Genomic DNA, 25,234 nt, shown 5'->3' with positions numbered 1-25,234 from the left:
ATGGCTCGTGCCGTCGGCATCGACCTCGGAACCACCAACTCCGTCGTCTCCGTCCTTGAGGGTGGCGAACCCACCGTCATCGCCAACGCGGAAGGCTTCCGTACGACCCCGTCGGTCGTCGCCTTCACGAAGGACGGGGAGGTGCTCGTCGGCGAGACCGCGAAGCGCCAGGCCGTCACGAACGTCGACCGCACCATCGCGAGCGTCAAGCGCCACATGGGCACCGACTGGAAGAAGGAGATCGACGACAAGAAGTACACGCCGCAGGAGCTGTCGGCCCGTATTCTCGCCAAGCTGAAGCGGGACGCCGAGCAGTACCTGGGCGAGAGCGTCACCGACGCGGTCATCACCGTTCCCGCCTACTTCAATGACGCCGAGCGTCAGGCCACGAAGGAGGCCGGCGAGATCGCGGGCCTCAAAGTGCTGCGCATCATCAACGAGCCCACCGCCGCGGCACTGGCCTACGGCCTCGACAAGGGCAAGGAAGACGAGCTGATTCTCGTCTTCGACCTCGGTGGTGGAACCTTCGACGTCTCGCTGCTCGAGGTGGGCAAGGACGACGACTTCTCGACCATCCAGGTGCGCGCGACCGCTGGTGACAACCGCCTCGGTGGTGACGACTGGGACGAGCGCGTCGTCGAGTACCTCGCCAAGCGCTTCAAGGAGTCGACCGGTGTCGACGTCTCGAGCGACAAGATCGCCAAGCAGCGCCTCAAGGAGGCCGCCGAGCAGGCGAAGAAGGAGCTGTCGAGCTCGACGTCCACGAGCATCCAGCTGCCGTACTTGTCGCTGACCGAGAACGGCCCGGCCAACCTCGACGAGACGCTCAGCCGCGCCAAGTTCGAAGAGCTCACGAGCGACCTGCTTGAGCGCACGAAGAAGCCGTTCGATGACGTGATCAAGGAGGCCGGCATCAAGGTCTCCGACATCGCCCACGTCGTGCTCGTCGGCGGCTCGACCCGCATGCCCGCCGTCACCGAGCTCGTCAAGAAGCTCACCGGTGGAAAGGAGCCCAACAAGGGCGTGAACCCCGACGAGGTCGTCGCCGTGGGTGCCGCCCTGCAGGCTGGAGTGCTGAAGGGTGAGCGCAAGGACGTTCTGCTCATCGACGTCACCCCGCTGAGCCTCGGTATCGAGACCAAGGGCGGCATCATGACGAAGCTCATCGAGCGCAACACGGCGATTCCGACGAAGCGTTCGGAGACCTTCACGACCGCCGACGACAACCAGCCGTCGGTCGCGATCCAGGTGTTCCAGGGCGAGCGCGAGTTCACCCGCGACAACAAGAACCTCGGCACCTTCGAGCTGACCGGCATCGCGCCGGCGCCGCGCGGAATCCCGCAGATCGAGGTCACCTTCGACATCGACGCGAACGGCATCGTGCACGTGAGCGCGAAGGACAAGGGAACCGGCAAGGAGCAGTCGATGACCATCACCGGCGGCTCGTCGCTGCCGAAGGAGGACATCGAGCGCATGGTCCGCGAGGCGGAAGAGCACGCGGAAGAAGACAAGAAGCGCCGCGAGGCCGCCGAGGTGCGCAACAGCTCCGAGCAGCTCGCGTACTCGATCGACAAGCTCATCAAGGAGAACGAGGACAAGCTGCCCGACGACGTGAAGACCGAGGTTCAGGCCGACGTCGACGCACTCAAGGCGGCGCTTGCCGGTGACGACGACGAGGCGGTCAAGACCGCGTTCGACAAGCTGAACGAGTCGCAGACGAAGCTCGGCGAGGCGATCTACGCCGCGTCGCAGGCGGATGCTGCTGCCGGTGAGGCAGCCCCGGAGGGCGCCGAGCCGCAGGCGGAGGACGACGACGTCGTCGACGCGGAGATCGTCGACGACGAGGACGACAAGGACAAGAAGTAGTCCGATGTCGGCCAAGAAGCGCAAGAAGGGTCGGGACGAGACTCCCGACGAGAGTGCCGACGGCGCGGCGGCGAGTGAGGGTGGCGTCCCGGAGGACGCCGCCCCCCTCGCCGAAGATGGCGCGCCGACCGACGCGGAGGAGGTCGACGAGCTGATCGCGGCCGAAGACGCCGACGTCGAGGTGTCGGAGTCGGGCAACAGCCTCGACGCCGACATCGACCACATCCTCTCCGAGGCGGGCCAGGCTGAGATCGCCGAGTACCGCGACCGCGCAGCACGCGCGGAGGCGGAGCTCGCGAACTTCCGCACTCGCGTCGAGCGCGACCGCGCGGCGAACCGCGATGCCGTGATCGCCGAGGTGATTCGCACGTTGCTACCCGCGATCGACGACCTCGACCGCGCTGCGCAGCACGGCGACCTCGAGGGCAGTCCGCTCGAACTGGTCGCGCAGAAGCTGCGCACCGGTTTCGAGAAGTATGGGTTGCGCAAGGTCGGCGAGGTCGGCGAGGCGTTCGACCCGAATTTCCACGAGGCGATCGTGCAATTGCCGAAGCCCGATGTGACCGCCAACGAAGTGGGCGACGTGATTGAGGTCGGCTACGCGTTGAACGACCGGCTGATCCGGCCCGCGAAGGTGGCGGTCTTCACCCCCGAGAGCTAGGAGGCGTTCGTGGCCAGTAACGACTGGTTCGAGAAGGACTTCTACGCGACCCTCGGGGTGCAGAAGAACGTCAGTGACGCCGAGCTGAAGAAGGTCTACCGCAAGCTCGCGCGGCAGTACCACCCCGACTCCAATCCGGGAGACGCGGCCGCTGAGGCGCGCTTCAAGTCGATCAGCGAGGCCTACACGGTGCTGAGCGACCCGCAGCAGCGCGCCGAGTACGACCAGCTGCGCGCGATGGGCTCGGGTGCCCGCTTCACGGCGGGCGGCTCTCCGGGCGGCTTCGAGGACGTCTTTGGCGGGATGTTCGGGGGGCCCTCCCGAGGACGGCCCACCGCGGGCGGCTTCGAGGACATCTTCGGCGGCCTCTTCGGGGGCGGTCAGGGCTTCCCCGGTGGTGCCGGCGCGGGATTCCGCGGCGGGCCACAGAAGGGGCGAGACCAGACGGCCGAGGTGAGCCTCGAGTTCACGACTGCTGTGTCGGGTGACACGGTGCAGCTCGAACGTCAGAGCGGCCGACCCCTCACGGTGAAAATCCCCGCGGGGGTTGCTGACGGTCAGAAGATCCGACTGAAGGGCAAGGGCGAGCCGAGTCTCACGGGAGGCGAGCCGGGCGATCTGGTGCTGACCGTGAAGGTGCGCCCGCATCCGGTGTTCACGCGCGACGGCCTGAACCTGCGCGTCGACGTGCCGGTGACGTTCGTCGAGGCCGCGCTCGGCGCGACCATCGAGGTGCCGACGCTCGGCGGCGAGCCGGTGCGGCTCAAGGTCGCGCCGGGCACCCCCAGCGGCAGGGTGCTGCGGGTCAAGGGGCGTGGTGTCTCGAGCGCAAAGGGCACGGGCGACCTGCTCGCCACCGTGCAGGTCGCGGTGCCGTCGCACCTGAGCGCCGAAGCGCAGAAGAAGCTCGAGGCTTTTGCCAAGACTCTGCCCGACGAGAACCCCCGTGATGACCTGCTGCTGAAGGCGCGCGGCTAGATCTAGCGCCAACGACCCGCGAGGAGGCGAGAATCAGCACCGTGGACGAGAACACCCCGATGTTCGCGATCGCCGTCGCGGCCGAGCTCGCCGGCATGCACCCGCAGACGCTCAGGCAGTACGACCGGCTCGGCCTTGTCTCGCCCACCCGCACGGCGGGGCAGAGCCGCCGCTACTCGATGCGCGACGTCGTGCAGCTGCGCGAGATCGCGCGGCTCAGCTCAGAGGGCCTGAACCTCGAGGGAATCCGCCGCATCCTCGAGCTCGAGAACGAGGTGCAGCATCTTCGCGGTCGCGTGCGCGAGCTCGAGACTGCTCTCGCCGACGAGCTGCTGAAGTCGCCGGGCCGACGGGTGTTTGCGGCGGGCGCGGAGGGCGAGGTCGTGTCTATCAAGGCCGGGACGCGCATCCAGAAGTCCAACCAGCTCGTCGTCTGGCGGCCGTTCCGCCGCGGCTAGAGCGCCGCGACCCTAAGAGACGTCGCTCTGAGTCGCCGCGGCCGGGGCCGATGACGCCGGAGGGGCCGACTCACGGCTGGGGGTCAACGGCAGGGCGACGGTCATCCTCGTTCCGCCGAGCGCCGAGTCGTGGATCGTCACCTCACCGCCCGCCGACTCGACGAGCGCCTTCACGATCGGCAGCCCGAGACCGGTGCCGGGTGTCGCAAGCTTCGACTCGTCGGAGGAGCGGAAGAACCGCTCGAACACCCGCGGCCGGTCGGCTTCGTCGATGCCGACCCCCGAATCGTCGATGTGCACGAGCGCTCGCGCGCCGCGCAGTTCGCTGATGACGTGAATCTGGCCACCGTCGGGGGTGAACTTGACGGCGTTCGACAACAGGTTGGTGAGCACGCGGCCGAGGCTCAGCCGTTCGATCACCACTTCGCGGTCTCCGGCGCCGAGGTCGACGGTAATGGTGATCGAGCGCCGGGTGGCCGAGCGGGTCTGTTCCTCGACGGCCTCTCGAACCAGACGGTCGAGCTCGGTCGACGCGAGCACTCGGTGAGACTCCGGGTCGGCGACACGGCCGAGTTCGAGCAGCTGTTCGACCATGGCGGCGAGCCGATGCGAGTTGCGCACGATGATCTCGGCGGCCTTGCGTGTGTCGGGCGCACCGTGGTCTTCCAGCTCCTCCGCGAACCCGAGGATGCTCGTGATCGGCGTTCGCAGCTCGTGGCTGACGGCCGACACGAAGACATCTTTTTGGCGCGCCAACTCGCGCAGTTCGACGGTGACGGCGCGCTCGCGATCGAGGGTGCGGGCGAGAGCATCCCTCGCCGCGATCGTGTCGGTGATCTCGACGAGCTGGACCCCGACGGCGGGCGCCGCCCCCTCACCCGCGTCGGCTCCGCCAGCGAGGCTCGCGTACACCTGGTAGCTGCGCCCCGAGGGCAGGGTGACCTCTTGCGTGAGGTCGTTGTCGGGATGCTGTAGCCAGGCGTCGAGGATCGGCTCCAGCCAGCCGCCGGACGCCATCCGCGTTCCGACGTCGTTGGCCTCCACGAAGCGTAGGTCCCCGGTGTCGTCGCGCTGCGCGACCAGGAACCCGACCTGTGCGCCGATGAAGCCGCCGCGCAGCAGTGCCGATCGGCGCTCGCGGTCGTCGAGGAGGGCCTCGCGTTCGCTGCGTCCGACCGCGAGAAACAGGGTCGTGATGGCGGCGCTGATCATGAACAGTTGCACGAGCAGCCCGGCCTGAGGCACGCCTTGGATATCTCGGTATGGCCCGCCGAGCAGCAGGTTGAGCGCCGGAATGAGCAGGGCGATCGCCGCCAATTGCACGACGACGTACAGCGGGCGGAACCGGGCGGCGGCCCACGCCAGCAGGGGAAAGAGCGTGAACAGCATGGGCACGGGCAGCAGGGGCGAGAAGATGACCGCGGCGAGCACGAGCGTCACCGTGAACTGGATCACCCCCTCCGCGATGCGCAACGGCTTGACCGTGAGCGGGCGTCGCGAGAAGGGAACGAGCGCGATCGACGCGACGAGCAGGAGCGCGGAACTGTGCGAGAGGAACAGCGCGAGCGCTGTGCGCACGGGCGGCGCTCCGGCCAAGACGGCGAGGGAGGCGGTGCCGAGCACCGACAGCGTCAGAGCGCCCGCCGTGCAGGCGATGAAGAACCTGCTCAACCCCCGCACGCTGTCGAGGCGGGCCTTCTCGCCGTGGCGGCCAGTGAGCGCAACGACCACGACCACTTCGACGGTGAGGATGACGACGGCGACGGCGACGACGGCGAAGGCCACCGGTCGCCCCGCGAGCACATTCGCGAGCGCTGCGGTGAGGGCGACGATCGCGAGAGGAACGGCCAGAGTGCCGCGGTACAGCAGCGCGAGAAGCACGCTGGTGCCCGCGGCGGGCCACCAGACGGCCGCGCCTCCCGCCGTCGGTACCTGCAGCGCCGCGATGCCGAGAGCAAGCGTCAGCATCGCGACCGACGCGATCACGGTCCAGTAGACCGGTCCCGACGCCGTGCGCAGGCGCTGAGCGGGGTGCGGCGCGGCGATTCCCGTCGCCGAGTCACGCTCGGGGCTCGCCGACCGATCGCGCCTCATGGCCAGAATGTACTCCGGCGCGCGCCCTTTTCCCTAGCGCGACGCCGACCGCGACGCTGTCCTACTTGCGGGTGTCGGTGCCGATGTCGTCGACCGGCGCGTCGGGGGCATCCTTCGCGTCGCCGACGCCAATGCCGATCGGCGTTCTCGCCTCGGGGTGGTGCAGGTCCCACGCCGGGGCTTCTGAGCGAATGCGGGGGACCACCGTGAAGTTGTGCCGAGGCGGCGGGCACGACGTCGCCCATTCCAACGACCGCGCGAACCCCCACGGGTCGTCGACGCTCACGCGCGGCGCTCGGCGGGCCGTCATGACGACGTTGTAGAGGAACGGCAGGGTCGACGCGGCTAGCAGCATGGAGCCGATGGTCGATACCTGGTTCATCCACGTGAACCCGTCTTCCACCATGTAGGTGGCGTAGCGGCGGGGCATTCCGACGACACCGAGCCAGTGGTGCACGAGGAAGGTCGCGTGGAAGCCGACGAACAGCATCCAGAAGTGAATGTGCCCGAGCCGTTCGTTCAGCATCGTGCCTGTCCACTTGGGCCACCAGAAGTAGAACCCGGCGAACATGGCGAACACGACGGTTCCGAAGACCACGTAGTGGAAGTGCGCCACGACGAAGTAGGTGTCAGACACGTGGAAGTTCAAAGGCGGGCTCGCGAGGATCACGCCGGTGAGCCCGCCGAAGATGAAGGTGATGAGAAACCCGATCGCCCACACCATCGGGGTTTCAAAGGTGACCGAGCCGCGCCACATCGTGCCGAGCCAATTGAAAATTTTCACGCCGGTCGGAACGGCGATGAGCATGGTCATGAGCGCGAAGAACGGCAGCAGCACCGACCCGGTCACGTACATGTGGTGGGCCCAGACCGTAATCGACAGCGCCGCGATCGCGATCGTGGCGTAGACGAGCGTTCGGTAGCCGAAGATCGCTTTGCGGCTGAAGACGGGGATGACCTCCGAGATGATGCCGAAGAACGGCAAGGCGATGATGTACACCTCGGGGTGCCCGAAGAACCAGAACAGGTGTTGCCAGAGGATGACCCCGCCGGTTGCCGGGTCGAACACGTGACTGCCGAACAGGCGGTCGGAGGCGAGGGCGAACAGCGCGGCCGCGAGCACGGGAAACGCCATCAGCACGAGGATCGACGTGATCAGCGTGTTCCACGTGAAGATCGACATTCGCCACATCGTCATGCCGGGCGCGCGCATCGTAATGATCGTCGTGACGAAGTTCACTGCGCCGAGAATCGTTCCGAAGCCAGCGAGGGCAAGCCCCATCACCCAGAGATTCGCCCCGAGCTGCGGGGTGTGCGCCTCGAGCGACAACGGGGCGTACGCGGTCCAGCCGAACGATGCCGCACCGTACGGGGTGATGAAGCCGCCGACCGCGATGAGCCCGCCGAACGAGAACAACCAGTACGACAGCGCGTTCAGTCGCGGGAACGCGACATCGGGCGCGCCAATCTGCAGCGGCATGATGACGTTCGCGAAGCCCGCAAAGAGGGGCGTGGCGAACAGCAGCAGCATGATCGTGCCGTGCATCGTGAACAGCTGGTTGTACTGCTCCTTCGTGGCGACCACTTCGAGCCCCGGCGCGAAGAGCTGCACCCGGATGACCATCGCGAGAACGCCGCCGATGAGGAAGTACACGAACGAGGTCGCGATGTAGAGATAACCGATCTTCTTGTGATCGGTCGTCGTGAGCCAGTCGACGAACGGAGATCGGCGACGCGTCTCTGGGGTGGCGCGGGCTCCGGTCTGGGGGCGGTCGGTCGTCGTCACGCTCGTTACCCAAGGCGATTGCGCGCCTCGGGTCGAGGGGGTTGACACCGGGCACGGGCCGGCACACTAACGTGGCAGGCAGGGGAGGGGGTGCTGTGTTCGACGCCACGCTGATCACGCTGCGACCGCACGCTGACGCTCGCGCCTCGGGTCTGCGCGCCTTCGATGCCGCCGACCGCTACCTGCTCGACACCCTGGCCGACGGCCACGCCGCCCTGGTCGCCTCCCTCGCGGCAGATCCGGCCCCGCCGGTCGCGGTGATCGACGACGCGCACGGGGCCCTCGTGGCCGGGCTGTCCGTTCTGGGGGTGCGCCGCGCATCCGTTCATCACGACTCGGTCGTCGCGGCACGCGCGACCGCCGAGAACGTTCGGGATGCCCGCCTCCCGATCACCCTCGACGCGCACCCTCTTGAGACGGTCGCCCGGGGCGCCCGGCTCATCTTGCTGCGCCTGCCGCGGTCGCTCGACAGGCTGGGCGCGATCGCCCGGGCGATCGCGCCCGTTGCTCACCCGGATGCCGTGCTCATCGCCGGCAACATGGTCAAGCACATGACGCCGCGCCAGAACGAGGTGCTCGGTGCTGCGTTCGGGCGCGTCGACGTCTCGTTGGCGCGCGGCAAAGCGCGGCTGCTGACGGCGCGCGAGCCGATCGCGACCGTCGCCGCGGCGCACCCCGAGCGCTCCCGGGATCGAGAGTCGGGATTGCAGATCGTCGCGGTGCCGGGCACCTTCGCGGGCGCGAGCGTCGACATCGGCACGCGCGCGCTGCTGCACGCCCTCGACGGCCTGCCCGACGCCGCCGTCGCGCTCGACCTGGCATGCGGATCGGGCGTGCTCGCCGTGACGCTCGCTCAGCGGCTCCCGGCGGCGCGCGTCATCGCCACAGACGTGTCGGCGGCCGCCGTCGGCAGTGCCCGGCTGACCACCGAGGCGAACGGGGTCGCGGTCGAGGTGCGCCACGACGACGGAGCCTCCAGCCTTGCCGACGACAGCGTCGACCTGGTGCTGCTCAACCCGCCGTTTCACGTGGGCGGCGCCGTGCACACGGGTATCGCCCATCGGCTCATCGCCGAGGCCGGCCGGGTGCTGCGCCCGGGCGGCGAACTGCGCTGCGTCTGGAACTCGTCGCTGCAGTACCGGCCCGTGCTCGAGCGCATCGTGGGGCCAACACGTCAGCTCTCGCGCACCCGCAAGTTCACCGTGACGGCGTCGACCCGACGCTGAGCGGGCACGCCTACATGTCGCGGTAGCGCTTCGCCTCCGCGAGCTTCGCGCGCAACTCGTCGGCCGTGAGCCGCGGGCCGTAGCCGGGGGTGTCGCGCTGGATGCGCCAGCTGTCGGCGAGGGTTCCGCCATCGACGGCGTCGAAGCCGATTCCGTCGATGAGCTGCGCCACGCGCTGCTTCGCCGCCTCGTCGTCGGCGTGCACGGTGAGGGCGCGCCGCCCGTCGGTTCCCGCGGGCTGTGCGTGGTCGGTGATCTCCCGTGCCGGGATGTGGTTGAAGGCCTTCACGAAGGTGCCGCCCGGGAACTGGTCGGCGACCCACTCAACGGTGGTTGTCGTCTCGTCGTCGAGCGGGGGAATCTGCCCGTCGCGCTGCGGGTAGTAGTTGCCCGTGTCGATGACCGTGCGCCCGTCGAACAGGTCGCGCGGCAGGCTCGGCACCTTCCCGAGCGGGATCGTGAGCACGACGACCTCGCCGGCGGCGGCCGCCTCGGCGACGGTGGCCGCGGTCAGCGTGCCGGCCCGAGGGCTGTCGGCGATCTCGGCGACGAGGCCTGCGAGCGAGGCGGGGCCGCGCGAGTTCGCGATCACCACGTCGTGCCCGAGCGCGGTGAAGGCGCGGGCGAGCTGCGAGCCGATGTTTCCCGATCCGATGATGCCGATAGTCGTCATGGGAGGAGTCAACAGCGTCATGCTGTGCGCATTCCCTAGGCTGACCGCGTGCACTCGGACCCGGTCTGCCTCATCGTTACCAGTCGCCTGCGTCCTGGGCTCGACGGCGGTTACACGGTCGCAACGATGCGCCGCGCCCAGCTGTTCGCCGAGGCGGGCCACCCGGTCGTGCTCGCGACGGTCGACTTGCACCCCGACTACGCGCCCTTCGCCGCCGAGTTTCGCCGCCTCGGCCTCGCCGACACCCAGACGGTCATGCGGAACCTGCTCGAGGAGGTGCGCAGTCGCCCCGCGATCCTTCGTGACGCCGCCGATCCCGAACTCGAACCGACGATCGACGAGTCTGCCGGCACGCATCGCGAGGCCTTCGAGCTCGACGCCGCCGGGGTGCCCTGGCGCCAGGTGGTGCGCGACACCTCCGGCGCCGTTGTCTTCACCGACTTCTTCGACGCCGAGGGCATTCCGCTGTTCCGGTTGCCGTTCGTCGCCGCCCCCGACTGGTGGCGCACTGAGGCGGTCATCGACGTGCTGACGGCCGGTCACACCCCGACGGGCGGTGCTGGCGTGGTGCCCAGCCGCGTGGGCGGTCTCGCCGGCTTCGGGGCGCTGTATCGCGCGTGGTGGCGCGCGCTCGTCGACGACCAGCGGGCGCTCCACCCGGATGCACGGCTCGTCGCGATCGCGGAGGCCCGGCAGGTCGGCGAACACTGGAACGGCACGGGCGGCGTCCCGCTCGTGCACACGGTGCACAACGCCCACACGACGCCGCCCCACGATTGGGACAGCCCCATGGACATCACCTGGAGCGGCTGGCTCGACACGCTGCCTCGGTACGACGCCGTCGTGTGGCTGACCGAACGCCAGCGGTCCGAGGTCGCCCGGCGCCGCGCCGGCGCTGAGGACGGCGCTCCCGGAGACGCCCCCGGTTACGTCATTCCGCACCCGGCAGAGCCGCCCGCCGACGTGCTCGCCGATCCGTCGGTGGTGGCGGGGGCTGATCACCGCGACCTCGACCGCGCGGTGATGGTTGCCCGCCTCGCCCCGCAGAAGCGGCTCGACCACGCGATCCGCGCCTGGCGCCGCGTCGTCGACGCCCGGCCGACCGCGCGGCTCGACATCTACGGCGACGGTCCGCTACGCGCCGACCTCCAGGCCCTGATCGACGAATTGCGGCTCGGCGACGCGGTCACCCTGCACGGTCACACGCCCGACGCTCCCGAACAGTCGCGCACGGCAGCGCTGCTGCTGCTGACCAGCGTCTACGAGGGCCAGTCACTCGCCATCACGGAGGCGATGGCGCGCGGGTGCCCCGCGGTCTCGTACAACATCGCCTACGGCCCCGGCGAGCTCATCACCGACGGCGAGACGGGCCGCTTGGTGCCCGCGGGCGACATCGCGGCGCTCGCCGACGCGGTTCTCGGGATGCTCGGAAACGCGACTGAGATCGACCGCCTGTCGCGCGCATCCCTCGAGTGGGCGCTCGCGAACGGGCCCGATCGGGCTCGGGAACGCTGGGAGCGACTGTTCGCCGATCTCGCAGGGCGAACGCCGCGGGCGCTTTCCTCCTAGCGCGCTCACAGCCGCGCGCGTAAACTTGAGTCAGCGCGACTCAACCTTTGGGCGCGGTAGGGACCATCGGGCAGGAAAGGCCACACGCACATGGCGAACATGCAGGGCGCGCCGTCGACGAGCGGTGACCAGAAGACGGCGCTGGAACAGTACGGCGTCAACCTCACGGCGATCGCGAGCGCCGGAAAGCTCGACCCCGTCATCGGCCGCGACGCCGAGATCCGTCGCGTCAGCCAGGTGCTGAGTCGGCGCACCAAGAACAACCCCGTGTTGATCGGCGAGCCCGGCGTCGGCAAGACCGCCGTCGTGGAAGGCCTCGCGCAGCGCATCGTCGCGGGCGACGTGCCTGACTCGCTGAAAGACAAGCAGCTTGTCTCGCTCGACCTGGCCGCGCTGGTCGCCGGCGCGAAGTACCGCGGCGAATTCGAAGAGCGGCTGAAGGCCGTGCTGAAAGAGATCGACGAGTCCGACGGCCGCGTCATCACCTTCATCGACGAGCTGCACACGCTGATGGGCGCGGGCGGCGGCGAGGGTTCCGTCGCGGCGGCGAACATGCTGAAGCCGATGCTCGCCCGCGGTGAGCTGCGCCTGATCGGCGCCACGACGCTTAACGAGTACCGCGAATACATCGAGAAGGACGCCGCGCTCGAGCGTCGCTTCCAGCAGGTGTTCGTCGGCGAACCCAGCGTCGAAGACACGGTGGCGATCCTGCGCGGCCTCAAGGAACGCTACGAGGCGCACCACAAGGTCGCGATCGCCGACAGTGCGCTCGTGGCCGCCGCGACCCTGTCGAACCGTTACATCACGAGCCGGCAGCTGCCCGACAAGGCGATCGACCTCGTCGACGAGGCCGCCAGCCGACTGAAGATGGAGATCGAGTCGAGCCCCGTCGAGCTCGACGAGCTGAAGCGCGCCGTGACGCGCCTCGAGATCGAAGAGCTCGCCCTGAAAAAGGAAAAGGACGAGGCCTCGAAGGCGCGACTCGAGGCGCTGCGCGCCGAACTCGCCGACAAGAGCGCCCAGCGCGACGAGCTCGAGCGCGCGTGGGCGGCCGAGAAGCTCGCCCTGAACGCGGTCGGCGACCTGAAGGAGCGCCTCAACAACGCCCGCATCCAGCTCGACCTCGCCATCCGTGACGGTCGCTACGAGGAGGCCTCCCGCCTCGAGCACGAGACGATCAAGAAGATCGAGAAGCAGCTGGCCGACGCCGAGCACATCGAGCAGCGGCCGCGCATGGTGAACGACCAGGTGACCGACGAAGACATTGCGAGCGTCGTGGCCGCGTGGACGGGCATCCCCGTCGACAAGCTGACGCAGGGCGAGACCGAGAAGCTGCTGAACCTCGAGGCCGAGCTCGGTAAGCGCATCATCGGGCAGAAGGATGCGGTTATCGCCGTCAGCGAGGCGGTGCGGCGAACGCGCGCCGGTATCTCCGACCCCGACCGGCCGACCGGCTCGTTCCTGTTCCTTGGGCCAACCGGCGTCGGCAAGACGGAGCTCGCGAAGGCTCTCGCCGATTACCTGTTCGACGACGAGAAGGCGATGGTGCGCATCGACATGAGCGAGTACGGCGAGAAGTTCGCCGTGTCGCGGCTCATCGGCGCCCCTCCCGGTTACGTCGGCTACGAGCAGGGCGGGCAGCTGACCGAGGCCGTGCGGCGTCGGCCGTACTCGGTGATCCTGCTCGACGAGGTCGAGAAGGCCCACCCCGAGGTGTTCGACCTGCTGTTGCAGGTGCTCGACGACGGTCGACTCACCGACGGGCAGGGGCGCACGGTCGACTTCCGCAACACGATCCTGATCCTGACCTCGAACCTCGGATCGCAGGCGCTCATCGACCCGTCGCTCGACTGGGAGACGAAGGTGGCGGCCGTGAACGACATGGTGCGCCAGGCGTTCAAGCCCGAGTTCGTGAACCGGCTCGACGACATCGTCGTCTTTTCGACGCTGTCGACCGACGACCTCGGCCAGATCGTGTCGCTGCAGGTCGACCGCCTCGAGCGCCGGCTCGCGGAGCGTCGCCTCCAGCTCGCCGTCACGCCGGATGCTCGTGCCTGGCTCGCCGAGCGCGGCTACGACCCGATCTATGGCGCGCGTCCGCTGCGCCGGCTCATGCAGCACGAGATCGACGACCGGCTTGCTCGGGCGATCATCGCGAGCGAGATCACGGACGGCGACGTCGTGCGGGTGCAGGTTGCCGCCGACAGCGATTCGCTGACCGTCGACCGCATGGAGGACGTACCGACGCTGTGACATCCTGCGAGATGAAAAGATGCATGTGTTCCTGCATGCATTTTTGCTAGCATGCGGCAATGGTCGCCATTCAGATCCGAGACGTATCGCCCGAGTTGCGCGATGCTCTCGCCGCTGAGGCCCGTCGGCGCGAGCAGTCGCTTCAAGCGTTCCTCCACGAGGTTCTCGAGCGCGAGGGCCGTGCTGCCCACAATCGCGCCGTTCTCGACCGAGTTCGCGATCGCGCGCGTCAGCGCGCAACGTCCGTGACGATGGACGAGATACTCGCTGCTATCGACGAGGGTCGCAGGTCACCCGCTTCATGATCGTCGTTGACGCGTCGTGCTTGACGGCGTTAGTCGCCGGTTCGCCTGCCGACGTCGACACGGCGGCGAGCGTGATGGCGGCAGACGACCACTGGGTCGTGCCGGGGCACGCCATCATCGAAACGATCAGCGCTCTCCGTGGTCTGTATCTCAGGCGGGTGCTCACGCGTGACGCGATGCTCGATGCCGCCCAGCAGTTGGCCGAATTTCGTCTCGATGTCTGGCCGACGGAGCCCCTCCTCGGTCGTGTCCTTGAGCTGGCGGACAACGCGTCGGCATACGACGCTGCGTACCTCGCACTGGCCGAAGAACTCGGCGTGCCCCTGGCCAGCGGTGACGCGCGGCTCACCCGCGTGCCCGGTGTGCGCTGCGCAGTCGTGACGATCGCGATGTCCGATTCCCGCTAGACGCGGGTCAGGATGCGCGATGGAATGGTGCGCGTGACCCCGACCAGCGCTCCCACGTCGCGCACGGCGCGCCGGCCGCGCGCGGACGCGACGGGCGCGCAGTGGCGCCCCGGGCATCCCGGGTTCGCGGAGCGCTACCGGGCGATCGTCTCGCGCGACGCCCGCTTCGACGGGCAGTTCGTGACCGCCGTCGCCTCGACCGGCATCTACTGCCGGCCCTCGTGCCCCGCCCGCACGCCGCGCGAGACGGGGGTCGCCTTCTACGCCACCTCGGCCGCCGCCCACGAGGCCGGCTATCGCGCGTGCAAGCGGTGCCTGCCGGAGGCGACGCCGGGGAGCCCCGAATGGAACTGGCGAGGCGACGTCGCCGGCCGCGCGATGCGGCTCATCGGCGACGGCGTCATCGACCGCGAGGGTGTCGCGGGGCTCGCCGCCCGGCTCGGGTACAGCCCGCGCCATCTGACACGCCTGCTGACGGCCGAGCTCGGAGCGGGCCCGCTCGCTCTCGCCCGGGCTCGCCGCGCGCAACTCGCCCGCGCCCTCATTGTGGGAACGCCACTGCCGCTCGCCGACGTGGCTTTCGCCGCCGGGTTCGGCTCGGTGCGGCAGTTCACCGACACGGTGCGCGAGGTCTTCGCGGTCACACCGAGCGCGTTGCGCGCACGGGCGCAGCCGCCCGCGCCCGCCCACATCGGCGTCGCCGCCCCAGCGCCGCAGGCCCTGCTTGTGGGCGTGACCCTTGCCCTCCCCGTGCGCCAGCCCTACGACGCGTCCGGCATGTTCTCCTACCTCGCGGCCCGCGCGATCGCGGGCGTCGAACTCGCCGAGCTCGACCTCGCCGTCGGCCGGCTGCGCTTCGCCCGCACGGTGAGCCTGCCCAACGGCCCGGGTGTCATCGACGTGACGGCGACGCGCGCCGTGGGCGGAAGTGACGCGGCGGCGCCCCCCACTCCCTGGACCCTGACCCTCCGCCTCGCGCTAACCTCGCTCGCCGACGTGCCCGTCGGCGTGGCCCGAACGCGGCGGATGCTCGACCTCGACTCCGACCCGCTGGCCGTCGACGAGGCGCTCGCCCGCGACCCCCATCTCGCGCCGCTCGTGGCAGCAACGCCGGGCATCCGCGTGCCGGGCACCGTGGATCCGCCCGAGCTGCTCGCGCGCACCATCGTCGGCCAGCAGATCTCGGTGGCTGCGGCGCGCACGCACCTGGGGCGCCTCGCGGCGGCCGCCGGCGAGCCCGTCACCACGGGGGTGCCGGGGCTCGACCAGCTTTTCCCGACGGCTGACGCGCTCGCCGCCACGCTCGCGGCACAGGATTCCGCTGACCCCGCCCGCCCGCTGCGGCTCCCGGCTCGCCAGGTCGACACGGTGGCCCGCGTTGCGCGGCTCATCGCCGCCGGCGAGCTCACCCTCGACGTGGGCGACGACCCGCACGAGCTGGCTGCCCGCCTCGGCGCCCTTCCGGGCCTCGGCCCGTGGACCGCCGCCTACGTCGCGATGCGCGTCACCGGCACCCCCGACGCCTGGATCCCTGGCGATGTCGCCCTGCTTGCCGGCGGCCGCGCGGCCGGGATTGTTCCCGCCGACCTCCCGCGCCCGGCCGCGTTCCGCCTGCTCGCCGCCGCGTCTGGCGCGTGGGCGCCGTGGCGGTCGTACGCCGCCGCGCACCTGTGGCGGGCCGCCCTCGAGGGCGTGCCCGCGCATCCCGAACCACCCCGAAAGGACGTCCCATGACCGCCAGCCAGACCGCCGGCCGCCCTGCCGCCGGCCGCACTGTCGCCGGTAGCGCCGGTAGCACTGTCGCCGCCCGCACCGTCGCGACCCCGGACGGCCCGTTCACCGTCATCGCTGACGAGGATGCGGTGCTTGCCTCCGGCTGGACGGCCGACATCGCCGAGCTCATCCCGCTCATCCACCGCACCATCCGGCCGGCGGCCGACGAGCTGACGGAGTCCACGCCCGCGCTCGAGTCGGCGCTTGTCGCCGTCGAGCGGTTCTACGCCGGGGACAGTGCAGCGCCCGACGCGGTGCCCGTTCGCCAGCGCTCCGGCGAGTTCCTCGAAGCGACGTGGCGCGTCATGCGCGGCATCCGGCCGGGAAGGCCCGTCACCTACGCCGAACTGGCGGCCCTCGCCGGACGCCCCGCCGCGACCCGGCCGGCGGCGGCAGCCTGCGCCATGAACGCGGCCGCGCTGTTCGTGCCCTGCCACCGGGTGCTGCGCACGGGCGGCGGGCTGGGCGGCTTCCGCTACGGACTCGCCATCAAGCAGAGCCTGCTCGACCGCGAGGCGACCGCGTGATGGCGCGCATCCAGTAACCGCCCACCCCGCGTCGATACCGTTCCCTCCATGCTTGCCACCCTCATCCACGCTGCCCGCGACATCCGCCTCGAGGAGGCGCCCGATCCGCAGCTGAGCGGCACCGGCCGCGACGCCGTCGTGCGCGTCGTCGCCGCGTGCATCTGCGGCAGCGACCTGTGGCCCTACCGCGGCGTCGTCGATACGGATGAGCCGCACCGCATCGGCCACGAGTTCGTCGGCGTCGTCGAACAGGTCGGCGACGCCGTCACGCGGGTGCGCCCCGGCGACTTCGTCATCGCACCGTTCTACGACTGCGACATGAACTGCCCGCACTGCGACAACGGCGTGAGCCCGTCGTGCCAGAACGGCAACTGGTGGGGTCGCGACGACCGCGACGGCCACTTCGCCGACGGCGCCCAGGGCGAGTTCGTGCGCGTGCCGACCGCCGACGGCAGTCTCGCGGTCGTGCCCGGCCCCGTCGACGACGCCATGGTGCCGCACCTGCTCGCCCTCAGCGACGTGATGGGAACCGGTTGGCACGCGGCCGTCTCGGCGGGCGTCTCGCCCGGGTCGACGGCGGTTGTCGTCGGCGACGGCGCGGTCGGCCTGTGCGGCGTCATCGCCGCCCGGCAGCTCGGCGCGGCCCGCATCATCGCCATGTCGCGCCACGCCGACCGGCAGGCCCTCGCCCGCGAGTTCGGCGCGACCGACGTCGTGGCCGAGCGCGGCGACGAGGGCATCGCGGCGATCATGGCGCTCACCGACGGGGTCGGCGCCGACGCCGTACTCGAGTGCGTCGGCACGGCCGAGTCGATGGACCAGGCCATCCGCGCCGCCCGCCCCGGCGGCCGCGTGGGCTACGTCGGCGTTCCGCACGGCGGCGCCGAGCTGCCGATCCGCACGCTCTTCTCGCGCAACGTGGGCGTCGCCGGCGGCATCGCCCCCGTGCGCAATTACCTGGATGCCCTCCTCCCGCTCGTCCTCGACGGCACGATCCAGCCCGGTCGCGTCTTTGACCGCGAGCTGCCGCTCGCCGACGTTGCCGAGGGCTATCGCCTCATGGATGAGCGCGAGGCGATCAAGGTGCTGCTGCGGCCATAGCCGCATAGTCGGGTGCGGTCACGCTGCTGTCAACCCCGTGGTGCGTCGCGCAGGACTCTTCTAGCGTGGTGAGCCGTTTTCCCTCGCGCGAGGGAGACCGCCGCCCATGACCGTGTGAGGAGTTCCATGCCCCGCCAGTACCGCCCATCCGCCCTTGCCGCCCCCGTCGCCCTCGCCGCCTCGGCCGTTCTGCTGGCTGGCTGTACGGGCGAGCTTCAGGGGCCGGGAGCCGATGGCTCGTGGTACGGGGCAGACCAGCCGTACGCCGGTCAATTGGAGATCGAGGGCTTCGCCCTGTCCGACCCGATCAATCAGGCGCGCCACGATCGTGCAGTCGACGCATTGGGCACGGCCGTCGAGGTCACGGTCACCGGATCTGCATTGGATGCTCGCAGCTTTGCGTCGGCCGCCGAGTCGGGCGACGCTCCCGACCTCATCTATGCGGACCGCACCGACATCGGCTACCTTGCCGCGCGCGGCGCGGTCATGCCGCTCGAACGGTGCATCGAAGAGGCGCCGATCAACCTCGGCCAGTACAGCCCGGCGGCGCTCACGCAGGTCACGCTGGAGGAGCGCATCTTTGCCCTCCCCGACACGTCGACCGTGCCACTGCTCGTGACGTCGGGCGACAGCGGTTCCGCCGACCGTGGTGGCGCTCTGCTCGAATCGGTCGGGGCCGACCCGCGAGACTGGCGCGTTGCCCAGCTGTGGGCGGCCGCAGAGGGAACCTCGCTCGTGACTCCCGACGGTCGCACCGCCACCTTCGACGACCCGCGGGTCGTCGAAGCGCTCGACCGGTGGGGTGAGCCGTCGGCAGAGTCGGCGCTCGTCGACTCCGCCGAGGTGTCATCGAGCATCGCCGGCGGCACGGACGATACGGCCGCTGAGCCTCAGCTTGGCCCGGTGGTCGATGTCGCCGGCGCCCCCGTCGCCGTGCTGAACGGCTACGGGTGGGCGATCCCGGTGGCCGGAGCGAATCCCGCGACCGCGTGCGGCTACGTGCGCGCCGTCACCGAGTCGCAGACCTGGATCGACGCCGTCACCTCCGGGTCCGAGGCGCCGGGTTCGGCCGACGCCGACGCCGACGCCGACGCTGATGCCGCGGCGGGCGCTGACGCCGCGGGTGCCACGGAGGTCGCACCGCTGACCGTTGCGGGCTTGCTCACGGCCAATGTCACGGCCGATGCCGAGTTGCGCGAATGGCTGACCGGTGCCGACGACGCGCAGGCGACGACGGTGCGCACCGCGGTCGACGAGGCCTACACAGCCGCCGTTCCCCCCACCGTCACGCCCGCCGACGTCTCGCTCATGCGTATTTGGAGTGACGCCGTCGACGCCGTCCGGTCGGGTGAGCTGTCGGCGGACGAGGCGCTCGCCGAGGCGCAACTCGAGGCGCAGAACGCCCTCGACCGGGGATGGGCGAGCCTCGCCGAATCGCTGGACTCGCGAACGCCGTAGTCGGGGTCGCTAGTCGGCTGTGGCGCGGTACGGGCGCTGCGTGCGAGACGCGCGTCGAGCATCCCGTCGTCGGGCCGCCGCCGCGGCGGCCGCCTTGGCGGCGCGGACGGCGTGGTCATTCAGCTTCTTCGCCCGCTCGCTCTCGGTGCCGAGAATCGCGAGCCCGCCGAGGGCGACGAGGGTGCCCGGGCCGGGAAGCGGCATGAGCACGATGCCGAGTCCGACGGTCGTGCCGCCGACGACTTTCACGCCGGTGCGGTAGACCCTGTCGAGCCCGGGGCGCCGCCGGATCGCCTCGCGGGCTGCCGCCGCCCGCCCGCGAACCGGGCTGGTGCGCCGTGCCTCGTCGGCGCGCTCGTACCCGGGGTCGCCGGGCTGCAGAACGCGCTGCTGGCCGGGTGATTCAGTGCTCACCCGGCCAGTGTGCGGCGCGTCGCTTGGGAAGCGCTGACGCCACAATTCGTGTCTGCTGAGCGACAGGGTCGTCGTCAGCAGCACACGCCGCCGCCGCAGCAGCCGTCGAGATCCGACATCACGCACCCCCTCTATAGATAGATCACTGTCTATGAATAGGGTGATCCTGCCGGACAATATTGATGCTTGTCAATATCGATTGCCATCTATTTTGTGGCGCGCCGAAGGGCCCCGGCTCACGCCGGGGTGCTCCGCGCGTCCGCTAGCGCGTCAGCTCGTGGTGCACGACGCGCAGGAAGGCGTCGATGTCGTCGGCGCTCGTGTCGAAGGCGCACATCCAGCGCACTTCTCCGCGGGCGCGATCCCAGTCGTAGAAGCGGAACTTCTCGCGAATGCGGTCGGCAACCGCGTTGTCGAGCAGCGCGAACACGGCGTTCGCCTGCGTGTCCTGGCTGAAGCCGAGCGAGCCGGCCGGCACTTCACCGCTCGCGACCATGCGCTCGAGCCCCTGGCGCAGGCGCGCGGCCATGGCGTTGGCGTGGCGGGCCGACCGAAGGCCGAGGTCGTTCTCGAACAGCGTGAGCAGTTGGGCCGAGATGAAGCGCATCTTGCTCGCCAGCTGCATGTTCATCTTGCGCAGGTAGGTGAGGCCGGGCGCGCGTTCGGGGTTGATGACGACGATCGCCTCCGCGCCGAGCAGGCCGTTCTTCGTGCCACCGAGCGACAAGATATCCACGCCCGCCTCCGAGGTGAAGGCCGACAGTGACGTTCCGAGCGACGCCGCCGCGTTCCAGACGCGGGCGCCGTCGAGGTGCAGCGCCATGCCGTTCGCGTGCGCGTGGTCGGCGATCGCTCGCACCTCGTCGGGCGTGTAGACGGTGCCCACCTCTGTCGAGTTCGTGATGCTCACCGCGAGCGGCTGCGCCCGGTGCTCGTCTCCCCAGCCCCAGGCTTCCGTATCGATCAGCTCGGGCGTGAGCTTGCCGTCGTCGGTGGGAACGGTGAACAGCTTCAGCCCGCTGACGCGCTCGGGCGCTCCGCCTTCGTCGGTGTGGATGTGCGCCACACCACTGGCGACGACCGCACCCCATCGCGGCATGAGAGCCGTCAAGGCCAAGACGTTCGCACCCGTGCCGTTGAACACCGGATACACCTCGGCCTGCTCGCCAAACTCGGCGCGCACCACCTCGAGCAGCCGGGCGGTGTAGTCGTCTTCGCCGTACGCGATCTGGTGGCCCTCGTTCGCGTCGGCAATGGCGGCGAGCACCTCGGGGTGCACCCCCGCGTAGTTGTCGCTGGCGAATCCACGGCGGGCGATGTCATGCAGTCGGGTCACGCGCCCATTCTCGCAGGCGGACGCGCGCATCCCTACGCCGCTTACCGCCCACCGCGCGCAATTTTCGTGCGCAGAAACGCGGATGCGCGGGGCGCGCCGTCCGCGACGGCCCCGCCCCACGCATCCGTGCGCCGCGAATCGCTACCCCGTGAGCGCCTCGCCGAGCTTCACGCGCGAACCGGTGCGCAGCAGTGAGTTCTGGTAGACCCGCGCGCCCACCATGACCACCACCACGGTGGTGACCGCGAGTACCACGAGGGCCAGAATCGGCTCCCACCAGGCGGCCTGGTCGAGGAAGATGCGCATCGGCATTCCGACCGGGGCCGAGAAGGGCACGTACGACATGATCGTCAACACCAGCGCGTTGTCGAACAGGAAGATGACGAGGAAGTAGGGGATCATCACGAGGTAGGTCACCGGGGTGAGCACCGAGCCGACGTCTTCCATGCGCGACACGAGGGAGGCGCTCGCCGCGTACATGGCGGCGAGAAGGACGAAGCCGATCGCGAAGAATCCGAGGAACCAGCCGACAGCGGGCCCGAGGTCGGTCACGAGCACGTCTTGCCCGGTCAGCACGAGGCCGAGTGCCGCCAGCGCGGCGATGGCAAGGATCTGCCCAAAGGCGAGGATCGAGTTGCCCACCACCTTCCCGGCGAGGAGCGCACGAGCCGAGATGGCCGACAGCAGAATCTCGACGACGCGCGTTTGCTTTTCCTCCACCACGCTCTGGGCGATCGTGCCGCCGAAGGTGACGGCCGAGATGAAGAAGACGATGCCGAAACCGAACGCCACGAGATAGAGCAGGCCGAACGGCAGGCCCGGCTCGTCGAGCGTGCGCACGTCCGGGGCGATCGACAGCGCCGTGATGAGCCCACCCGGCGTCTCGGTCAACCCGATCACTTCGAAGGGCACCGCTGCGTCGCCGTTCAGCGGAACAACCGCGGCGTCGACCTCTTCATCGCGCACGAGTTGCTCGGCCTCGGCGACGGTCGCAGCCTCCACCACCTCGATTCCGGGGAGCGTCTCGAGCTCGGCGATCGCCGCGCCGACTCCGGCGACCGGCGTCGTCGAGTCGGCGTTCGCGCGTGACACGAACCCGCTGATGAGGATCGACCCGAGAACGATCGCGAACAGGATGAGCGTCGAGATCACGAACGACTTCGACCGGAGTCGTTGGGTCACTTCGCGGGAGGCAACGAGAACGACGGATTCGCGGAAACTGGTGGCGTTCATCACTGCACGACCTCTCGGAAGATCTCGGTCAGGGTGGGGCGGCGACGGCCGAAGCGCTGCACCATGTCGCCGGCCGTGGCGCGGTGCAGCACGGCCTGGGCGGCCGCCGGGTCGGCGTCGAAGACGACGTGGTCGCCGTCGAACTCGACGACCTGCACACCGGGCGCGGTGCGCACCCAGCCGAGGTCGCCGTCGACGGTGAGCTCCCACCGCGAGCCGGCGTTCTGCTCGCGTAGCTCGTCGCGGGTGCCGGCGGCGAGGATACGACCGCCGCCGATCACGACGATGTCGTCGCACAGCCGCTCAACAACATCCAATTGGTGACTCGAGAAGAGCACCGGGGCTCCCTGCGCGGCGAACTCGCTCAGCACCCCGAGCACCGTCTCGACGGCCAGGGGGTCGAGCCCCGAGAACGGCTCGTCGAGCACGAGCACGCTGGGCGCGTGCACGAGTGCGGCGGCGATCTGCGCGCGCTGCTGATTGCCGAGCGACAACTTCTCGATCGGGTCGTCGCGCCGCTCGGAGAGCTCGAGCCGATCAATCAACTCGTCGGCACGCTCGGCAGCCTCGCCAGCGCGCATGCCGCGAAGGCGCGCGAGGTACACGAGCTGCTCGTGCACCCGCATCTTCGGGTACAGCCCGCGCTCTTCGGGCATGTAGCCGAAGCGTCGCCGGCCGTCGGCGCCGAGTGGTGACCCGTCGAGCCGCACCTCGCCCGCGTCTGCGCCGAGCACCCCCAGGATGATGCGCATCGTTGTCGTCTTGCCTGCCCCGTTGCCGCCAACGAACCCGGTCAACCGACCGCTGCCGACGGTGAAACTGACGTCGTCGACCGCGGTGCGGTCGCCGTAGCGCTTAGTCACGCCCTCGATCTGAAGCATGGTGCCCCTTTCGTTGGATTCCACGCTACGAAGGGGCGGGATGCTCGCGCATCCGCCCGAAGGATGGTCGCCACCGCGCGCCCTCCCCCCGACGGGTGAGCGGGGCGCCTACTCGGCGGGGCCTTCGCCGGGAACGGCGACGCCGTTCTCGTAGGCGAAGACGACGGCGTGCACGCGGTCGCGCAACCCCAGCTTCTGCAGGATTTTCGACACGTGGGTCTTGACGGTCGCCTCGCCGAGCCAGAGTTCGCGCGCGATCTCGGCGTTGGCGAGACCCCGGGCGAGCAGGGTGAGCACCTCGTGTTCGCGGTCGGTGAGGTCGGTGAGGCGGGCATCCGGTTTGGGGGTTTCGCCGTTTGCGCTGCCGATGCCTGTCGCGCCTGTTCCTGTCGCACGAGCAATGACCCGGCGAGTCACGTCGGGGGCGAGCAGGGCGTCGCCGCTCGCGACGACCCGCACCGCCTCCACAAGCTTTTCCGGGCTCGCGTTTTTCAGCAGGAACCCGGCCGCCCCGGCCTCGAGGGCGGCGAACAGGTAGTCGTCGCGGTCGAACGTCGTGAGCACGAGAACGCCCGCACCGCCGGTGCGGTCCGCCGTGATCTGGCGCGTCGCCTCGAGACCGTCCACGCCGGGCATCTGCACGTCCATGCAGATCACGTCGGGGCTGAGCGCGGCGGTCTGCGCGATCGCCTCTTCGCCGTTCGCGGCCTCGCCCACCACGGCGATGTCGGGTTCGCTCTCGAGGATCGCGCGAAACCCCGAGCGCACGAGCGCGTGGTCGTCGACGAGCAGCACCCGGATGCTCGTGGTCACGTCGCTCACGCGCCCTCCTCCACGATCAGCGGCACTCGCGCGCGCACGAGATAGCCACCGCGCGAGCGCGGGCCGGCCTCGAGGGTTCCGCCCACGGCGGCGAGGCGCTCGCGCATGCCCTGCTGGCCGAGCCCGCCGGAGCCGCCGCGCGGCTGCACGGCCGCCGCGCGCGCGCCGACGCCCGTGTCGGCCACGTCGAGCTCGACCGCGTCGGGCGTGAAGCGCAGGCGCAGGTCGACGCGGGCGCTCGCGCCCGCGTGCTTGAGGGCGTTCGTGACGGCTTCCTGCGCGACCCGGTATAGCGTCGTGTCGACGACGGGGCTGAGCGGTGTGGGCTCGCCGATGGTGTGCAGGGCGGCAGCGCGGCCCGCGGCTTCGAGCTCGCGCACGAGGTCGCCCAGCTGGGCGGTGCCGCGGGTGCTGGGGCCGTCGCCGGCGCTGCCGGCGGGGCCGCGAGCATCCCGTGTCGTTTCCGTCGTGCCCGAGACGCCGCCGTCAGCTGCGCCGTCGATTCCCTCGTCGGTGTCGCGCAGCGTCGTGACGAGGCGGTGCAGCTCGTCGACGGCCTGCCTCGCCGACTGTTCGATCGAGCCGAGTGAACGCGTCGCCGTGTCGGCCCCGTCGGCGCCGCGCGTTTCGAGCGCGCGGCGGGCGGCGCCAGCCTGGATGCCCATGACCGACACGTGATGGGCGACGACGTCGTGCAGTTCGCGGCCGATGCGTACGCGGTCAAGCGCCACGGCTTGGGCGGCAGTGCGCTCACGCTCGGCGGCCAGCTCGCGGGTGCGGGCCTCGAGTTCGGCGCGCTCTCGGGCGGCGTTCCAGGCGCGGTCGCCGAACGCCCAGGCCCCGGCGAAGTAGAGGATGTTCGTGACGACCGCGATGAGGCCCGCCGCGACGCCGGGTGCGATGAGGCCGATGCCGGAGTCTTCGGGGGCGAGTCTCGTGTCGAAGGCCGCGCTCGCGAGGCCGTAGAAGAGCCAGCCGAACATGGCGACGACGATCAGCGTGCGCGAGATGAGGGCGGCGCGACGCGAGGTGCTCCAGGCGCCGATGGAGTACATCGCGGCAAACAGCGCAATGTTGCTGAAGAGCACCTCCGGCACCTTGTTCGTGACGCCGATGATGTACACGACCGAGACGATGACCGTGACGGTGATCGGCGCGAGGCGGCGAAATACGAGCGGCCCCGAGAATCCGATGATCATCACGGCCGCGTGCCACGGTACGGGCGGCTCGTCGAAGAAGCCGACGCTCGCGTAGAGCAGCACGGTGACGGTGCCGCCGACGGCGACCACGAGAGCCAGCAGCGCGTCAGGCCGAAGCTCACTGAGCGCGGGCGGCGGTCGCCGCCACCGCCCGTCGGCGTCGGTCGCCGGCGCCGTCTCGTGCACGCGTGTCACCCGACGACGCTAACCCGCA

At 70.1% G+C, this 25,234-nt stretch carries 22 protein-coding genes; 13 read left to right on the top strand and 9 right to left on the bottom strand.

Translation table 11 applies throughout. The features are described 5' to 3' along the window. The 4 genes from dnaK to ACK4SC_RS08470 are packed head-to-tail and all read left to right on the top strand — an operon-like array spanning window position 1 to window position 3,963. Window positions 1-1,866 carry a molecular chaperone DnaK gene (dnaK, locus tag ACK4SC_RS08485; protein WP_409617043.1) on the top strand — a complete coding sequence of 622 codons (1,866 nt, stop codon included), beginning with the start codon at window positions 1-3 and terminating at the stop codon, window positions 1,864-1,866. A 4-nt stretch (window positions 1,867-1,870) separates the two neighbouring features. Next, the gene (locus tag ACK4SC_RS08480; RefSeq protein WP_409617042.1) at window positions 1,871-2,527 is read left to right on the top strand and encodes a nucleotide exchange factor GrpE; all 657 of its coding nucleotides are present in this window, start codon (window positions 1,871-1,873) and stop codon (window positions 2,525-2,527) included. A 9-nt stretch (window positions 2,528-2,536) separates the two neighbouring features. After that, entirely contained in the window at window positions 2,537-3,505 is a 969-nt protein-coding gene (locus tag ACK4SC_RS08475) for a DnaJ C-terminal domain-containing protein (RefSeq protein ID WP_409617040.1), read from the top strand. A 59-nt stretch (window positions 3,506-3,564) separates the two neighbouring features. Beyond that, window positions 3,565-3,963: a heat shock protein transcriptional repressor HspR gene (locus ACK4SC_RS08470; protein ID WP_409617169.1), complete on the top strand. Its 399-nt coding sequence runs from the start codon at window positions 3,565-3,567 to the stop codon at window positions 3,961-3,963. 12 nt (window positions 3,964-3,975) lie between these two features. Here the strand turns inward: ACK4SC_RS08470 and ACK4SC_RS08465 are convergent, their stop codons facing one another. Beyond that, on the bottom strand, window positions 3,976-6,057 hold the full coding sequence (locus ACK4SC_RS08465) for an ATP-binding protein (protein WP_409617038.1): 2,082 nt from the start codon (window positions 6,055-6,057) through the stop codon (window positions 3,976-3,978). Window positions 6,058-6,118: 61 nt separating this feature from the next. Next, entirely contained in the window at window positions 6,119-7,741 is a 1,623-nt protein-coding gene (gene ctaD, locus ACK4SC_RS08460; protein ID WP_409617167.1) for a cytochrome c oxidase subunit I, read from the bottom strand. Window positions 7,742-7,938: 197 nt separating this feature from the next. Here ctaD and ACK4SC_RS08455 point away from each other — a divergent pair, with 197 nt between their 5' ends. Beyond that, window positions 7,939-9,069: a class I SAM-dependent methyltransferase gene (locus ACK4SC_RS08455; RefSeq protein WP_409617036.1), complete on the top strand. Its 1,131-nt coding sequence runs from the start codon at window positions 7,939-7,941 to the stop codon at window positions 9,067-9,069. A gap of 10 nt (window positions 9,070-9,079) precedes the next feature. On the opposite strand, the gene ACK4SC_RS08450 is transcribed toward ACK4SC_RS08455, so the two are convergent. Further along, the gene (locus tag ACK4SC_RS08450; RefSeq protein WP_409617034.1) at window positions 9,080-9,742 is read right to left on the bottom strand and encodes an NADPH-dependent F420 reductase; all 663 of its coding nucleotides are present in this window, start codon (window positions 9,740-9,742) and stop codon (window positions 9,080-9,082) included. Between the two features lie 48 nt (window positions 9,743-9,790). On the opposite strand from ACK4SC_RS08450, the gene ACK4SC_RS08445 reads away from it, so the two are divergent. The 8 genes from ACK4SC_RS08445 to ACK4SC_RS08410 all read left to right on the top strand — a co-directional run bounded on the left by ACK4SC_RS08445 (window position 9,791) and on the right by ACK4SC_RS08410 (window position 19,135). Continuing rightward, window positions 9,791-11,311 carry a glycosyltransferase gene (locus ACK4SC_RS08445; protein ID WP_409617032.1) on the top strand — a complete coding sequence of 507 codons (1,521 nt, stop codon included), beginning with the start codon at window positions 9,791-9,793 and terminating at the stop codon, window positions 11,309-11,311. Between the two features lie 90 nt (window positions 11,312-11,401). Then, window positions 11,402-13,564, top strand: coding sequence for an ATP-dependent Clp protease ATP-binding subunit (locus ACK4SC_RS08440; protein WP_409617030.1), 2,163 nt, complete (start codon window positions 11,402-11,404; stop codon window positions 13,562-13,564). Between the two features lie 59 nt (window positions 13,565-13,623). Next, window positions 13,624-13,869 carry a hypothetical protein gene (locus ACK4SC_RS08435; RefSeq protein ID WP_409617028.1) on the top strand — a complete coding sequence of 82 codons (246 nt, stop codon included), beginning with the start codon at window positions 13,624-13,626 and terminating at the stop codon, window positions 13,867-13,869. Next, complete coding sequence (locus ACK4SC_RS08430) at window positions 13,866-14,276, top strand: type II toxin-antitoxin system VapC family toxin (RefSeq protein ID WP_409617026.1); 411 nt, start codon at window positions 13,866-13,868, stop codon at window positions 14,274-14,276. The genes ACK4SC_RS08435 and ACK4SC_RS08430 overlap by 4 nt, the downstream gene beginning before the upstream one ends. A 24-nt stretch (window positions 14,277-14,300) precedes the next feature. Beyond that, window positions 14,301-16,010 carry a DNA-3-methyladenine glycosylase 2 family protein gene (locus ACK4SC_RS08425; RefSeq protein WP_409617024.1) on the top strand — a complete coding sequence of 570 codons (1,710 nt, stop codon included), beginning with the start codon at window positions 14,301-14,303 and terminating at the stop codon, window positions 16,008-16,010. Further along, window positions 16,007-16,576 (top strand): methylated-DNA--[protein]-cysteine S-methyltransferase, encoded by a 570-nt coding sequence (locus tag ACK4SC_RS08420; RefSeq protein WP_409617022.1) that lies wholly within the window; start codon window positions 16,007-16,009, stop codon window positions 16,574-16,576. Before ACK4SC_RS08425 ends, ACK4SC_RS08420 begins: the two co-directional genes overlap by 4 nt. Window positions 16,577-16,624: 48 nt before the next feature. Next, on the top strand, window positions 16,625-17,677 hold the full coding sequence (locus ACK4SC_RS08415; protein WP_409617020.1) for a zinc-dependent alcohol dehydrogenase family protein: 1,053 nt from the start codon (window positions 16,625-16,627) through the stop codon (window positions 17,675-17,677). A 126-nt stretch (window positions 17,678-17,803) separates the two neighbouring features. Continuing rightward, a complete protein-coding gene (locus tag ACK4SC_RS08410; RefSeq protein ID WP_409617019.1) occupies window positions 17,804-19,135 on the top strand; it encodes a hypothetical protein in 1,332 nt (443 codons plus the stop codon). 9 nt (window positions 19,136-19,144) lie between these two features. On the opposite strand, the gene ACK4SC_RS08405 is transcribed toward ACK4SC_RS08410, so the two are convergent. From ACK4SC_RS08405 to ACK4SC_RS08380, 6 genes are all read right to left on the bottom strand, one after another. Beyond that, entirely contained in the window at window positions 19,145-19,549 is a 405-nt protein-coding gene (locus ACK4SC_RS08405) for a PGPGW domain-containing protein (RefSeq protein ID WP_409617018.1), read from the bottom strand. Between the two features lie 262 nt (window positions 19,550-19,811). Next, window positions 19,812-20,885 carry a threonine aldolase family protein gene (locus ACK4SC_RS08400; protein ID WP_409617017.1) on the bottom strand — a complete coding sequence of 358 codons (1,074 nt, stop codon included), beginning with the start codon at window positions 20,883-20,885 and terminating at the stop codon, window positions 19,812-19,814. Window positions 20,886-21,026: 141 nt separating this feature from the next. Continuing rightward, entirely contained in the window at window positions 21,027-22,067 is a 1,041-nt protein-coding gene (locus ACK4SC_RS08395) for an ABC transporter permease (RefSeq protein ID WP_409617016.1), read from the bottom strand. A 50-nt stretch (window positions 22,068-22,117) separates the two neighbouring features. Next, a complete protein-coding gene (locus tag ACK4SC_RS08390; protein ID WP_409617015.1) occupies window positions 22,118-22,999 on the bottom strand; it encodes an ABC transporter ATP-binding protein in 882 nt (293 codons plus the stop codon). Between the two features lie 108 nt (window positions 23,000-23,107). Further along, complete coding sequence (locus ACK4SC_RS08385; protein WP_409617166.1) at window positions 23,108-23,812, bottom strand: response regulator; 705 nt, start codon at window positions 23,810-23,812, stop codon at window positions 23,108-23,110. A 5-nt stretch (window positions 23,813-23,817) separates the two neighbouring features. Further along, window positions 23,818-25,215 carry a sensor histidine kinase gene (locus tag ACK4SC_RS08380; protein ID WP_409617013.1) on the bottom strand — a complete coding sequence of 466 codons (1,398 nt, stop codon included), beginning with the start codon at window positions 25,213-25,215 and terminating at the stop codon, window positions 23,818-23,820. Window positions 25,216-25,234: the final 19 nt, after the last annotated feature.

The organism is Microcella sp., from assembly GCF_046293215.1.
Classification (GTDB): Bacteria; Actinomycetota; Actinomycetes; order Actinomycetales; family Microbacteriaceae; genus Microcella.
Note: the sequence above shows the minus strand (reverse complement) of the source record. Positions and strands in the feature narration are given on the sequence as shown.